The sequence below is a fragment of the Actinomadura sp. 6N118 genome (genome assembly GCF_044326415.1).
In the GTDB taxonomy this organism is placed as follows: Bacteria; Actinomycetota; Actinomycetes; order Streptosporangiales; family Streptosporangiaceae; genus Spirillospora.
In genome coordinates this window covers 11437-25478 of sequence record NZ_JBIRAZ010000004.1, presented here as the reverse complement: position 1 = coordinate 25478, position 14042 = coordinate 11437, and the positions used below count along the sequence as shown (strand labels likewise).

Annotated in this window: 12 protein-coding genes and 1 pseudogene; 8 read left to right on the top strand and 5 right to left on the bottom strand. The window is 70.4% G+C overall.

The features are described 5' to 3' along the window. Window positions 1–14: 14 nt before the first annotated feature. Complete coding sequence (locus ACH34W_RS10835; RefSeq protein WP_395960656.1) at window positions 15–1013, bottom strand: ATP-binding cassette domain-containing protein; 999 nt, start codon at window positions 1011–1013, stop codon at window positions 15–17. Between the two features lie 86 nt (window positions 1014–1099). On the opposite strand from ACH34W_RS10835, the gene ACH34W_RS10830 reads away from it, so the two are divergent. Beyond that, window positions 1100–1684, top strand: a complete 585-nt coding sequence (locus ACH34W_RS10830; protein ID WP_395960655.1) for a TetR/AcrR family transcriptional regulator — start codon at window positions 1100–1102, stop codon at window positions 1682–1684. Here the strand turns inward: ACH34W_RS10830 and ACH34W_RS10825 are convergent. Continuing rightward, window positions 1674–2667 (bottom strand): annotated as a pseudogene (locus ACH34W_RS10825) (helix-turn-helix transcriptional regulator). The gene ACH34W_RS10830 and the pseudogene ACH34W_RS10825 sit on opposite strands and share 11 nt — an antisense overlap. A 62-nt stretch (window positions 2668–2729) precedes the next feature. On the opposite strand from ACH34W_RS10825, the gene ACH34W_RS10820 reads away from it, so the two are divergent. From ACH34W_RS10820 to ACH34W_RS10805, 4 genes are all read left to right on the top strand, one after another. Continuing rightward, window positions 2730–3884 carry a winged helix DNA-binding domain-containing protein gene (locus ACH34W_RS10820; protein WP_395960654.1) on the top strand — a complete coding sequence of 385 codons (1155 nt, stop codon included), beginning with the start codon at window positions 2730–2732 and terminating at the stop codon, window positions 3882–3884. Between the two features lie 73 nt (window positions 3885–3957). Beyond that, on the top strand, window positions 3958–4584 hold the full coding sequence (locus tag ACH34W_RS10815) for an ArsR/SmtB family transcription factor (protein WP_395960653.1): 627 nt from the start codon (window positions 3958–3960) through the stop codon (window positions 4582–4584). Window positions 4585–4586: 2 nt separating this feature from the next. Beyond that, window positions 4587–5342 (top strand): SRPBCC domain-containing protein, encoded by a 756-nt coding sequence (locus tag ACH34W_RS10810; RefSeq protein ID WP_395960652.1) that lies wholly within the window; start codon window positions 4587–4589, stop codon window positions 5340–5342. Between the two features lie 84 nt (window positions 5343–5426). Then, window positions 5427–5810, top strand: a complete 384-nt coding sequence (locus ACH34W_RS10805; RefSeq protein ID WP_395960651.1) for a winged helix-turn-helix transcriptional regulator — start codon at window positions 5427–5429, stop codon at window positions 5808–5810. A 4-nt stretch (window positions 5811–5814) separates the two neighbouring features. Here the strand turns inward: ACH34W_RS10805 and ACH34W_RS10800 are convergent, their stop codons facing one another. The 3 genes from ACH34W_RS10800 to ACH34W_RS10790 all read right to left on the bottom strand — a co-directional run bounded on the left by ACH34W_RS10800 (window position 5815) and on the right by ACH34W_RS10790 (window position 8774). Continuing rightward, entirely contained in the window at window positions 5815–6852 is a 1038-nt protein-coding gene (locus tag ACH34W_RS10800) for a tyrosine-type recombinase/integrase (RefSeq protein WP_395960650.1), read from the bottom strand. Window positions 6853–6877: 25 nt separating this feature from the next. Continuing rightward, complete coding sequence (locus tag ACH34W_RS10795) at window positions 6878–7792, bottom strand: RNA polymerase sigma-70 factor (RefSeq protein WP_395960649.1); 915 nt, start codon at window positions 7790–7792, stop codon at window positions 6878–6880. A gap of 286 nt (window positions 7793–8078) precedes the next feature. After that, entirely contained in the window at window positions 8079–8774 is a 696-nt protein-coding gene (locus tag ACH34W_RS10790; RefSeq protein WP_395960648.1) for a TetR/AcrR family transcriptional regulator, read from the bottom strand. Window positions 8775–8875: 101 nt separating this feature from the next. On the opposite strand from ACH34W_RS10790, the gene ACH34W_RS10785 reads away from it, so the two are divergent. The 3 genes from ACH34W_RS10785 to ACH34W_RS10775 are packed head-to-tail and all read left to right on the top strand — an operon-like array spanning window position 8876 to window position 13993. Next, window positions 8876–10351 (top strand): MFS transporter, encoded by a 1476-nt coding sequence (locus ACH34W_RS10785; protein WP_395960647.1) that lies wholly within the window; start codon window positions 8876–8878, stop codon window positions 10349–10351. A gap of 31 nt (window positions 10352–10382) precedes the next feature. Then, a complete protein-coding gene (locus tag ACH34W_RS10780) occupies window positions 10383–12281 on the top strand; it encodes an ABC transporter ATP-binding protein (RefSeq protein WP_395960646.1) in 1899 nt (632 codons plus the stop codon). Further along, window positions 12278–13993: an ABC transporter ATP-binding protein gene (locus ACH34W_RS10775; RefSeq protein WP_395960645.1), complete on the top strand. Its 1716-nt coding sequence runs from the start codon at window positions 12278–12280 to the stop codon at window positions 13991–13993. The genes ACH34W_RS10780 and ACH34W_RS10775 overlap by 4 nt, the downstream gene beginning before the upstream one ends. Window positions 13994–14042: the final 49 nt, after the last annotated feature.

Here is a 14042-nt window from a genome sequence, read left to right as displayed (position 1 = left end):
CAGCGTGGAGGTCGTCACGCGGCCACCTCCTTGTCGCTGGCCTGCCCGGTGGCGTGGTCAGCGGCCTGCTCGGTGTGCTGACCGGTGAGTCTCAGGAACACCTCGTCGAGCGTGGGCCGCCGGAGCGCGACGTCCTCGACCTCGATCCCCGCCTCGTGCAGCGCGCGAACGGTCTCGGTGAGCGCGGCGATCCGGTCGCGGACCGGGGCGTGCACGCGCCGCGTGTCGTGCTCGGTCTCGGGTTCGGCGCCCGTGACCCGGGCGAGGATGCCGGCGGCCGGGCCCAGCCCGGCGGCGTCGTGCAGCACGAGGTCGATCCGGTCACCGCCGACCTTGGACTTGAGACGTTCCGGTGAGTCGTCGGCGATCACGCGGCCGGTGTCGAGGACCACGATCTGCCCGGCGAGCCGGTCGGCCTCGTCGAGGTACTGCGTGGTGAGCAGGACGGTGGTGCCCTCGGCGACGAGCGCGCGGACGGCGTTCCACACCTCGTTGCGGCTGCGCGGGTCGAGACCGGTGGTGGGCTCGTCCAGGAAGAGCACGCGCGGGGCCAGGATGAAGCTCGCCGCCAGGTCGAGCCGCCGCCGCATGCCACCGGAGTAGTGCTTGACGCGCTTGCCCGCCGCCTCGGCCAGCCCGAACCGCTCCAGCAGCTCGTCGGCCCGCCGCTGGGCGGTGCGGGAGCCCAGGTGGTAGAGCCGCCCCCACATCGCCAGGTTCTCCCGGCCCGTGAGGATCTCGTCCACGGCCGGCTCCTGCCCGGCCAGCCCGATGCGGTGCCGCACCTGCGCGGGATCCCGGCCCACGTCGTACCCGGCGACGCGGGCATGCCCGCCGTCGGCGCGCAGGAGCGTGCACAGGATCCGCACGGCGGTGGTCTTGCCCGCCCCGTTCGGCCCGAGCAGCCCGCACACCGTGCCCTCAGGAACGGCCAGGTCGAACCCGTCGAGTGCCGTCGTGGCCTTGAAACGTTTGGTCAGCCCCTCGGCGAGGACTCCGAAACCCGAATCCATGAAACGTGTCCTTCTGATTTTGGGACATCAATGTCCCATAGAGAGTGCCACAAGTCTTACAATGGATGTCAAGTGATACTTTTCGGATGATGAGCACGACCGAGATCCCCGAGTCCGGGGCACGCGGACGGACGCGCCGCGCCATCCTGAGCGCCGCCGCGACCGTCCTCGCCCGCGACCGGGCCGCGACGCTGGCCGACATCGCCGAGGCGGCCGACGTCGGCCGCAGCACGCTGCACCGCTACTACCCCGACCGCGACGTGCTGATCAAGGCCGTCGTCGAGGACTCGCTGACCGTGGTCCAGGAGGCAACCGAGGGCGCCGCGCTCGACGACGGCTCACCGCTGGAGGCGATGCGGCGCCTGGTCGCCGCCATGGTGGACGCGGGCGACCGGCTGCTGTTCCTGTGGGGCGACCCGAAGGTCTTCGAGGGCCACCCCACGGCGGACGATCCCGACTGCGACCCTCCAGACGACCCGGTGCTGCGCCTCATCGAGCGCGGGCAGGCCGCGGGCGCGTTCGATCCGGAGCTGAGTCCCCGCTGGATCCAGCATGTGCTTTGGGCGCTGGTATACACGGCGGTCGAGGAGGCAGGCCAGGGGCGCATGCCCCGGCACGGGATCACCTCCACCGTGATCCGCACCCTGGAGAAAGGCGTGCTCAGCCGCTAGCCGTCCTGGCGCGGCCGGGGGCACCGCCCGAGGCGCGGGCGGCACGGGCGCTCAGTTCGCGGAGGTGGTCGATGAGCTCCGGGGGTTCGTGCACCTCGAACTCGCACCCGAGCATTACCAGAGACTGGGCCAGCCACGGGAGCGTGTCGGTATGGCTGCGGAGCCGGCAGGTGCGGTCGTCGATGGGTTCGACGTCGCCGGGCTGGTCACCCACGCGTCCCCGGACCTGTTCCGCCGGGGCGTGCAGGGTGGCGACCGCACTGTAGGTGGGCGCCAGCGAATTGAGCTTGCTGGTGACGAACGCGGCGGCGTCCTCCTCGGGGAGCTCGCGCGGCGCGTACCGCTGCCCGATGGGTCGTGGCTCCCGAACGCGATCGACGCGGAAGATGCGCCATCCGTCCCGTTCGACGTCGTAGGCGACCAGGTACCAGCGCTGGAAGGCGGGGACCAGATGGTACGGCTCCACCAGCCGCCGGGTCTCACCGCCGTCGGCCGCCTCGTACCTGAACCGCAACCGCTCGTGATTGGCGGCGGCCGCAGCGAGCACGGTCAGATCCTGCGGGTTCACGCTTGGCCTGCCCGCGTCCACCACCACCGGGCACCGTCGCGGCGCTCAGCACCCCGACCCGGTGCCGCAACCGCGAGGGCAGCACCTGCTCCAGCTTCGCCATCGCCCGCACGGACGCCTCACCGATGCCGTCCACGGGATGCCCGGCCGCCGTGCGCAGACCCACCGCGATCGCCACCGCCTCCTCGTCGTCCAGCAGCAGCGGCGGCATCGCCGTCCCGGCCACCAGCCGGTAGCCGCCCACGGCGCCTCTTGAGGCCTCCACCGGATAGCCCAGCTCGCGCAGCCGCTCGACGTCGCGGCGGATCGTGCGCGGGCTCACGCGCAGCCGCTCGGCCAGCTCGCTGCCGGGCCACTCGCGTGGCGTCTGAAGCAGGGACAGCAGGCTCAGCAACCGAGCTGGGGTGTCGCTCATGGCCCCATCATGCCGTGCGGTTAGGTCACGATCTGACCTAGATGACCTCTAGGGTCGAAGGCATGAACGACCTGCCGCGTTTCTCCTGGAGCGACGTGTGCGCCCGGCGGCTGCACCGGCACGCGCTGACCACCCCGTCGAAAAGCGCCACGCCCGCCGACATCGCGGCCGCCATGGCGAGCACCCACGCTCAGGTGATGTCGGCGGCCGAACTGGGCATCGCCATGCGCATCGACGGCGCCACCCGGCTGGACGTCCGCGCGGCCCTGTGGACCGAACGGAGCCTCGTCAAGACGTTCGGGTTGCGCGGCACGGTTCATGTGATGCCGGCCCGTGATCTCTCGCTCTGGGTCGGCGCGCTGTCCGCGCTGCCGGCCTCGGCCAACGTCATGCCGAAGGACATCAGGCTCACCCCGGACCAGACCGAGCAGGTCGTCGCGGCCGTCGCCGCCGCGCTCGACGACGCCGAGCTGACGATCGACGAGCTCACCGAGGCGGTCGTCGACCATGCCGGCGCGTGGGCCGGCGATCTCGTCATGGAGGCGTTCCAGGACAAGTGGCCGCGCTGGCGGCAGGCCATGCACCTGACCGGTATCCGCGGCGTCCTGTGCTTCGCCCCCAACAGGGGCCGCAAGGTCACCTACACCAATCCGCGGCGGTGGCTGCCCGGCTTCGAGCCGGCCGACGCGGACACCGCGCTCGCCTGGCTCGTACGGAGCTACCTCAGTGCGTACGGCCCGTCCACGCCCCAGCGGTTCGCACACTGGACGGGCACGCAGGCCACGTGGGCCAGGGAACTGTTCGGCTCTCTGGATGACGAACTCCAGCAGGTCGAGGTCGAAGGCGACCTGGCCTGGGTGGTGGCCGGTGACCTCGACGTGCCGGCAGCACGGCCCCACGGCGTGCGGCTCCTGCCGTACTTCGACGGATACGCCTACCGGGTGGGCAACCAGCCGCCCGCGCTGCTCTACCCGGGCCGTGCCGCGGAGCGCGTGCTGCCCGGCAACTTCCAGATCCTGCTCGTGGACGGCGCCGTCGCGGGCCTATGGCACCAGCGCCGCTCCGGGAAGCGGATCGACATCACCGTCGAGCCGCTCGGCACGCTCGGCGCCGCGCAACTCGACGACCTGGACAGGCAGGTGGAACGAGTCGGGGAGATCCTCGAAGCACAGCCGCGGCTCACCATCGGCCCGGTCACCGTCGGCAGCCACGCCTGACCGACCTCCGCCGGACTAGCCGACAATTAACTTTGTCTTGACGCCTCTACTTGTCGGCTGGCAGGGTGAGGGCATGGACGAAGTTGCGGTGATCGAGGACGCGGCGGCAGCCGAGGTGTCGCTCGATCCGATGCGTGCCCGGCTGCTGTCGGAGCTGTCGGAGCCGGCGTCGGCGACGATGCTGGCCGCGCGGGTCGGGCTCGCCCGCCAGAAGGTCAACTACCATCTCAAGGCGCTGGAGAAGCACGGGCTCGTCGAGCTCGTCGAGGAGCGCCGCAAGGGCAACGTCACCGAGCGGATGATGCGGGCGACCGCGGTCTCCTTCGTGATCTCCCCTACCGCATTGTCGGCGGTCCAGCCCGACCCGGGCCGCGCCCCCGACCAGCTGTCGGCCCGCTGGCTGCTGGCGGTCGCCGCCCGGCTGGTACGGGACGTCGGCGCCCTGATCACAGGCGCGGCCAAGGCCGACAAACGGGTCGCCACGTTCGCCATCGACGGGCACGTCCGGTTCGCCTCGGCAGCGGACCGCGCCGCGTTCGCCGAGGAACTGGCCGCGACGGTCACCTCCCTGGTGTCGCGCTACCACGACGACACCGCCGCGGGCGGACGCGATCACCGTGTCGTCGTCGCCCTCCATCCGAGCATCCCCGCCACGCCCCAGACCGAGACCGGACGGTCCGGCGAGACCAAGGAGTCCTGAACATGGGCCACGAGTTCGAGTTGCAGAAGGAGATCACGCTCGCCGCGAGCCCGGAGGACGTGTGGGACGCGATCGCCACCGGCCCGGGCGTGGACGCGTGGTTCATGGGCCGCAGCGAGTTCGAGCCGCGGGAGGGCGGCTCCGCCACGTTCACCATGGCCGGTCAGACCGAGATGTCCACCATCACCGGCTGGGACCCGGCCAAACGCCTCGCGTACCGCACCGAGCCCGGTGAGGACGGGAAGTTCATGGCCATCGAGTACCTCATCGAGGGCCGCGGCGGCGGGAGCACGGTGCTGCGGCTCGTGCACAGCGGCGTCCTGGGCGACGACTGGGAGGACGAGTTCGAGGCCATGAAGACCGGCTGGGACATGTACCTGCACACGCTGGGCCAGTACCTAGTGCACTTCCGCGGCCGGCACGCGGGCACGGTCACCGCCTTCCGGCCCGGCATCCCGGAAGAGGGATTCTGGACTGCGCTCAAGAGGCAGCTCGGCCTGGGCGACTCCGTGGCCGAGGGCGACCGTGTCAGCCTGTCCGCCGAAGGTCTGGCCCCCGTCGAGGGTGTCGTCGACTACGTCGATCTCCCCTCGTTCCTGGGTGTGCGCACCGATGACGGGCTCTACCGGTTCATCTACTCCGGGGTGGAGCGCGGCAGCGTGGGGGTGTGCGGCCACCACCTCTTCGCGGCGGGCATCGACGCCGGGCAGGCCGAGAAGACGTGGCAGGCCTGGCTCAACGAACTCCCGGTCGGCTAGCGGATCCACATCGGCGGGCGCAGGTATAGTGGGCCCAGGTATAGTAGGTATCCAGTTTAAAGTGACTACCTCAGAGGAGACGCCGTGGCGGAGAGCCAGTCCTGGGCGGCGACCGCGTCGGCCGACCCGGCGAACGCCTGCCCGATCGCCCCGGTGGTCGAGATCGTCTTCAGCCGCTGGACCACGCCGATCCTCTGGACGCTCCACGCCCACGGCAAGCAGCGGTTCGTGGAGCTGGAACGCCGCATCGGCACGATCACGCCCAAGGTGCTGACGCAGCGGCTGCGCCAGCTGGAGCGGGACGGCCTCGTCGTGCGCACCTACCATCCCGAGGTCCCGCCGCGCGTGGAGTACGAGATCAGCGAGCTGGGCCTGAGCCTGGCGCCGCTGTTCGCGACGCTCGGCGAATGGTCGGCGGTCAATCTGCCCAAGGTGGAGCAGGCCCGCGCGGCGCACGACGCCCGCTGACTTCTCAGGGCGTGGGCTCTTGGGCCGGCGCCGGGAAGCGGAGCTTGTCCACGGCGTTGCGCCGCCGGCGTTCGGGGCGGCGGTCGTAGCGGGCGGTGGTGGCGGGTGAGGAGTGCCCGACCAGCTGCTGGACGGTGACGAGGTCGACGCCTTCGTCGAGGAGGTCGCCGATGAACGTGCGGCGGAAGTCGTGCGGCGTCATCGACGGCAGCCCCGCCTCGCGCCGCCGCTTGACGACGACGTTGCGCACCGCCGCGTCGGTGAGCGGGCGATGTTGCAGGGCACCCGACTTGTGCACGGGCTTGAACAGAGGCCCGGCCGGCCGGTCGTCGAGGGACAGCCACGTGCCCAGCAGCACCGCGGCCGACTCGTGGAGGTACTCCATGCGTTCCTTGTCGCCCTTGCCGACGATGCGGAGGGCACGTTCACCGGGGTCGTAGTGTTCGCGGCGCAAACCGGCGATCTCCGAACGCCGCGCACCGGTGGTGTAGAGGGTGGCGAGCAGTGCGGCGTCCCGGCGCCCGGCAGGGCCGGGATCGAGCGCGCAGGCCTGCAGCAGGGCGGCGAACTCGGCCACGTGGATGCTGCGGCCGCTCGGCAACCTGGAGCCCGTGAAGTTCTTGACCGCCTTGGCGCGCTGGTAGTCGTCGGTGGACATCTCCCCCAGGCTCCATGCCGCCCGCAACACACCGCGCAACGCCGCCAGGTGCTGGTTGCGGTACGCGGGCGACCAGGGGCGCTCGGCGCCGTCCGGTTCGGGCGACGTCTGCTGCCCGAGGAGCGCGCGGATCGCCGCCGTGTGCTCGGTGCGCAGGGCGGCCCAGGGGAAGTCGCGTCCGGTGGCCTGTTCTGCGTCACCTCCCGAGGCCTCAAGGAGGAACGCGGCGATGCGGTCGAGGCAGGCGGCCATGGTCCGGCGGGAGCGAGGGCTTTCCAGGGACGCCACGTACACGAGGTAGGGATTGCGGGAGGGAGGCCCCTCCGCCGCGACCGGGCGTGTCAGGGGCACGGCCACGGGCACGACCTCGCTCACGTGATCCACGCGTAAGACCCTAGCCCGTACCACCTCAGCGGCTCAGCGCGGTCTCCTGCTCCACACGCGACAGTTTCTCGGGATTGCGCACGAAGTAGAGCCCGGTGACCAGTCCGTCCTCGACCCGCATCGCCACGACGTTGTCGATCTCCCCGTTGAGCCGCATGATGAGCCCCGGGCAGCCGTTGATCTGGACCGGCTTGATCGACATCTCGGCACCGAACCTGCTCAAGCCGACGGCCAGCAAGCGAGCCACCTTGCGGGCGCCCACGACGGGCCGCGGCACGGCCTGCTTGACTCCGCCACCATCGGACAAGAGGACGACGTCCGGCGACAGGATGTCGAACAAGTTCTGCAGGTCGCCGGTTTCGACCGCATGCTGGAAGGCCTCGAGCGCCGCCCGGGTCTCGGCCGGGGAGACCATGTCGCTTTGCCTGCGCGCGGCGACGTGTGCCCGTGCCCGGTGGGCGATCTGGCGAACCGCAGCCGGGGTCTTGTCGACGGCTTCGGCGATCTCGTCGTAGGGCAGCTCGAACACCTCGCGCAGCACGAACACCGCCCGTTCGGTCGGCCCGAGTGTCTCCAGCACCAGCAACATCGCCATCGAGACGCTGTCGGCCAACTCGACGTCCTCGGCCACATCCGGCGCCGTCAACAACGGCTCGGGCAACCAGGGCCCGACATAGGACTCCTTACGCCGGCTGAGCGTCCGCAGCCGGTCCAGCGCCTGCCTTGTGGCCATCCGCATGAGGTACGCGCGCTGATCCCGCACCGTGTCCAGATCGACGCCCACCCACCGGAGCCAGGTCTCCTGCACCACGTCTTCGGCGTCGGCGGCCGAGCCAAGCATCTCGTAGGCAACGGTGAACAACAGGTTGCGGTGGGCGACGAACACCTCAGTCGCGGCGTCCATGCGGTCGCCACGAGCGAGCGGCTCAGCTTCATCCATCCTTGGCTCCACAACGATCAGGCCGCCAGCATCCCATGCGTGACGATCAGGCCGCGTACCGCCGCCAGTTCAACAGCAACAGACTTTGCAGCTCTAGCCTCATCGCGATCACCCTGGTCCCGGAGCTGACGTCCACGCGCGGCTCCTCCCAGGAGATCGTTGCCATGCGTGAACCCCCCTCTTGTGAGACCTCTCAGAGCCGCACCGTCACCATCCGGGGCGGACGTGGCGGACGACCTGGCCGGGGCACCGGTCAGAGCGACCACCGGCGCCGGGTGCGCAGGAGCTAGGTCGTCTTCGACGTGGCGTGGGTGAGCAGTCCGTCGACGAAGACCTGGAGCACTTGGGGGTAGAGGTTGAGGGCGGCCCGCTCGGGCCATTGGTCGCCGATGGCGGCCAGATGCGGATACCGGGAAGGGTCGAGGTTGCGGAGGCTGAACTCGCGGTCGGCGTGGCCGACGTCGACCCTCCGGCGGTCGGTGTGGGCGCGGACGAGGATTTCGCCGACGGTGTAGTACCAGATGCTGCGGAAGAGATCGACGGCTTGTACGGGCGTGCACCCGTAGTCGACGGCTCCGGCCACGATGGTCTCGACGAACCACAGCGCGGAATCGCCCAGGCGTCCGAGGAAGCCGTCAGCCGTGAGGACCTCTGCGCCCCATGGCCAGTCCGCGAGAGCGTCATGGACCGTGGCCCACGCGACGATGATCCGGTCCCGGGGGGCGTCGGGCAGGTCGGGGCGCGCGACCTGGTCGACGTGCGCGTTGACGAGCTGGACTATCAGGTCGTCCCTGTCCCGTACGTGGTGGTACAGGGTCGTCGCCCCGATGCCGAGCTCGGCGGCCAGCCGGCGGATGGTCAGGCTCTCCCAGCCGTCCCGGTCGATGAGCAGGCGAGCGGCCGCGAGGATCTGAGCACGGGAGGTCGCCGGTGGCCGGCCGGTGCGGCCGGCCGGCCGGGCACGGTCTTGTTGTCTGGGCACCGTCACATCATCCTGCCCCTCGGTCCGCTTCGGTGAATCGGCGCACTCGCCGGCAGCTCGCTTTCTTCGACGGCCGGGCTCGCTGATGCTACTTTAGGAACATGTTCCGAAACTCCTCCGTTCTCGCCACGGCGGCCGTGGTGCAGTTCCTGGTGTCGCTGGACCTGTCGGTGGTGAACGTCGGACTCCCGCAGATCGGCACCGCCCTCGGCTTCAGCGAGGTGGGCCTGACCTGGGTGATCCACGCCTACGCCCTCACGTTCGGGGGGCTGCTCCTGCTGGGCGGCAAGGCGGCCGACCGGTACGGCCACAAGCGGATGTTGCTGTTCGGGCTCGGCCTGTTCGGTGTCGCCTCCCTGCTCGGCGGCTTCGCCACCGACCCCGGGCACCTGGTAGCCGCTCGCGCGGCGCAGGGGGTCGGCGCTGCCGCTCTCGCGCCGGCTGCGCTCGCGCTGCTGACCTCGACGTTCCCCACCGGTAAGGCCCGGGTCCGCGCCTTCGGGGTCTGGAGCGCGATGAACGCCGCGGGCGGGGCCCTCGGCGTCCTGATCGGGGGCCTGCTCACCGAGTACGCCAGCTGGCGCTGGGTGATGTTCGTGAACGTTCCGATGGCGCTGTTCGCACTGGCCATGACCTGGCGGGGCGTTGCCGCCGACCGGCCCAGAGAACGTGCCGGGCGCCCGGACGTTCTCGGCGGTGTCCTGGCCACGGCCGGCATGAGCCTGCTGGTGTTCGGCGTCGTCCGCACCGACCAGTACGCGTGGGCCTCCGCTGTCACCGTGACGACCCTGGCGATCGCCATCGCGCTCCTGGCCGCCTTCGTCGTCGTCGAACAGACCACCACCCGTGACCCGCTGGTCCGGCTCGGCCTGTTCGCCAACCGCTCCGTGCTCGGCGCGATCACCTACGTCCTGCTGGTCGGCGCGGCCATGGCCTCGGCGTTCTATTTCATGTCGCTGTACCTGCAGCGCGTGCTCGGCACCGGACCGGCCCTGACCGGGATCCAGTTCCTGCCGTTCGCGTTCGGCGTGATCGCCGGTTCCGTGCTCGCCATCAAACTCGGCTACCGGTTCGCGCCCCGGTCCTTGCTGATCGTCGGCGGGTTGCTCGCGGCGACCGGCTTCGCCTGGTTCGGTCGTGCCAGTGCGGACGGCACCTTCCTCACCGACGTCCTGGGGCCCTCGATCCTGGCCAGCCTCGGCTTCGGGCTCTGCCTCGGGCCGGTCACCTCCATCGCCACCGTCGGCGTCGCGCCCCACGAGGCCGGCACCGCATCGGGCCTGCTCAACAGCGCACGCCAGCTCGGCGCCGCACTGGGGCTGGCCGCCCTCGGCACCGCGGCCCACCGCCACACCGGACAGACGGCAGCGCCCGGGGCTCTCAGCGACGGGTACGCGTTCGGCCTGACGCTGTGCGCAGCGCTCCTCGCGGCAGCCGTCCTGATCGCCATCACCGTCCTGCGCCGGACCAGAACCCTGGGCCCCGGAACGCCGGAACCAGCACGACAGAACGTGACCACCGGACTCCGCCAGCCGCACTCGGCGGACGCGACCAGCTCAAGAAGGAGTGAGCGATGACCACCGCTGACCAACGCCGGACGGAAGAACGATGAGCACTATTGATCTTGCCGAGGCGAGGGAGCGATCCACTCCCCCGCCGGAAGAAGCCGACCCCGCAGCGGAACAGAGCATGGCGGGGCAGAGCATGCTGGGGCTGTTGCGCCCGCATCTGTGGAGTTTCACCGCCGTCGTGATCTTGCAGATCATCGGAGCCGTCGCGGGTCTGGCGCCGCTGCTGGCAGTCGTCGAACTGGGCCGGACCCTGCTGTCGCCCGGTCCGATCGATCACGATCATGTCTGGCTCGTCGTCGGCGCGGGTGCGGCCGGCATGTTCGTCCAGTTGCTGTTCACGGCCGCATCGTCCGGAGTCGGGCATCTTCTCGACGACCAGGTGCAGCTGTCGTTCCGCCGGCAACTGGCCGCCCGGCTGGGGCGCGTGCCGATCGGCTGGTTCTCCCGGCGGCAGACCGGCGAGCTGGCAAAGGTCGTGGGTGAGGACGTGAGTGCCGTGCACCCGTTCATCGCCCACACCCCAGGCGAGCTCATCTCCGCATTCGTGGTGCCGCTGGTGTCGCTGATCTATCTGTTCACCATCGACTGGCGGCTCACGCTGATCACGCTGATCCCGGTGGCGCTGGCGGTGGCGCTGGTCCCGCTGATGATGACCCCGACCCGGCTGCGTGAGCAGAAGGAGTTCGACGCGGCCATGGGACGGATCGCGAGTTCAGTCGTCGAGTTCGTCCAGGGCATCTCGGTGGTCAAGGCGTTCGGCGGAGGCGAGCGCGCCCACCGCAGGTTCCGCACGGCCGTGGACGATTTCGTCGGCTCGTTCTCCCAGATGGTGCGCGGTCTCTCCGGGATCGCCGCGGGGATGCAGGTGGCGCTGTCGCCGCCGTTCGTGCTGCTGGCCGTGCTGATCGGCGGTGCGACTCTGATCACCAGCGGTGGCATGGCCCCGGCTGACCTGCTGCCCTTCCTGGTGCTCGGGCTGGGCCTGACCGCTCCCGTGGCGGCCCTCGGCCACGGTTTCGACGACATGCAGGCCGCCAGGCGCGCGGTCGGCCGGATCCGGGACGTGCTCGACGTGCCATCGCTACCGGAGCCAGCACATCCGATCGCACCACAGGGTCACCGGGTGGAGCTGCGGGAGGTCCGATTCGGTTACGAAGCCGACCACGAGGTGCTGCGCGGGGTCGACCTGGTGCTGGAGCCGGGGACGGTCACCGCGATCGTCGGGCCGTCGGGCAGCGGGAAGTCCACTCTGGTCCAGCTGTTGCCGCGGTTCTTCGACCCGACCCACGGCTCGGTTCTCCTGGGCGGTGTCGATCTGCGCGACATCGGCAGCCGGGAGCTCTACCGGAGGGTCTCCTTCGTCTTCCAGGACGTTCGCCTGCTGCGCGCCTCGGTCGCCGACAACATCGCGCTGGCGGTGCCGCACGCCGACCTCGGCGAGGTGGTGCGCGCCGCCCGGCTGGCCGGCATCCATGACCGGATCCTCGAGCTGCCGGACGGATACGACACGGTGCTCGGCGAAGACGCCGGGCTGTCGGGCGGCGAGGCGCAGCGGATCTCGATCGCGCGCGCCCTGCTGGCCGACGCGCCGGTGCTGGTGCTCGACGAGGCGACAGCGTTCGCCGACCCGCAGACCGAACAGGCCGTGCGCCGCGCCCTGGCGACGCTGGAGGGCGATCGCACGATCCTGGTCATCGCCCATCGCCTGGAGACGATCGCCGACGCCGACACCGTCGTGGTGCTGGAGAACGGGTCGATCGTCGAACGCGGCAGGCCCGCCGAGCTGCTGACCCAGGACGGGAAGTTCGCCGCGTTCTGGCGATCCCACTCATCGGTGATCGCCGGCGAGATCGACGACCACGGTGGCGTGCTGCAAGGAGACGAAGCCGTACTGCAAGGAGACGAAGCCGTACTGCAAGGAGACGAACCCCGATGATCCGAGTGTTGCTGCGCGTTCTGGGCCACGAGTACGCCCAGCCGGTGCGTCGCACCGTGGCCTTGATGACGATGACCGCGGTGGTCGAGGGCTTGTCTTACGCACTGCTGGTGCCGGTGCTGCGGGCACTGTTCGGAAACGATCCCGGAGATGCGCGGCCTTGGCTGATCGCGTTCGGGGCCGCGGTCGCGGTCTACGCGGTCCTGCGCTACGTCAGCGATCTGTCCGGCTTCCGCTCCGCGACCACGCTGCTGCATGACACCTACCACCGGCTCGGCGAGCAGCTCGCCCGCCTGCCCATCGGCTGGTACAGCGAAGCCCGCGTCGGGCAGGTGTCGGTCCTGGCCAGCCGCGGCGTCCTGCAGGCGCTGGGCGTGATCGCGCATCTGCTTGCACCGCTCATCTCCGCCGCCGTGACCCCCCTGACGATCGTCGTCGTGATGCTCGCCTTCAACTGGCAGATGGGGCTGGCCGCGTTGATCGCCGTGCCGGCCGTGGCGGCCATCCAGGTCTGGACGGGCCGCTCGATGGCCGCCGCCGACGCCGAGCGCGCCGAACGCGACCACGAGGCCACCGGCCGGGTCATCGAATATCTCCAGGCCCAGCCGGTGCTGCGCGCCGGAGGCCGGACCGTCGAACGCTTCGGGTTGCTCGACGACTCACTGCGCGGACTGCAGCGGGCGTCCCGCCGTTCCACGCTGTCGGCACTGCCCGGCGTCTTGGGCTTGACGCTGACGGTGCAGGCGACGTTCACCGTGTTGCTGGTGCTGGGCGCCTATCTCGCGCTCGGCGGGAACATCGGTGCGGCGGAGATCCTGGCGATCCTGGTGCTGGCCGCCCGCTGCGCGGACCCGCTGCTGTCGCTGGCGGAGATGAGTGGCCAGCTCCGCGGCGCACGTTCCGAGCTGACCAGGCTCGAAACGGTGTTGCGCACCCAGCCGTTGCCGGAGCCCAGCGACCCGGTCCAGCCGCAACGCCATGACCTGGAGTTCGGCTCCGCCACCTTTCGGCATGGCGACCGCACGGTGATCGACAATGTGTCGTTGTCCGTGCCGCAGGGACAGCGGCTCGCCGTCGTCGGGCCGTCGGGTGCCGGCAAGAGCACATTGTTGCAGTTGCTCGCGCGCTTCTACGACGTGGACGCGGGCGTGGTCCGCATCGGAGGTGTGGACGTGCGCGCGATCAACACCGAGGTGTTGATGGCGCAGATCGCCATCGTCTTCCAGGACGTCTATCTCTTCGACGACACGATCGAGGAGAACGTGCGCCTCGGCCGTCCCGACGCCGACCAGGCCGAGGTGCGGGCGGCCGTGACCGCGGCGCGGCTGGACGAGGTGATCGAGCGGCTGCCCGCCGGATGGACGACGAACGTCGGCGAAGGCGGCGCGCTGCTGTCGGGTGGTGAGCGCCAGCGCGTCTCGATCGCGCGGGCACTGCTGAAGAACGCACCCATCGTGCTGCTGGACGAGGTGACCTCCGCGCTGGACCCGGTGAACGAGGCGGCCGTCCACGAGGGCATCGAGCGTCTGATGGCGGGCCGGACGGTGGTCATGGTCGCGCACCGGATGCGGACCGTCCAACGCGCCGATCGCATCGCCTTTCTGGACGCCGGCCGGATCGTGGAGGAAGGCAGCCACGACGACCTGCTGCGCGGTGGCGGCCGCTATGCCGATTTCTGGGATGTCTCCCTGACACCAGCAGCGAGCGAATGAGGTCTTCACCGTGGACGTGGACATGGAGGTTTTCACCGTGGACGCCGAG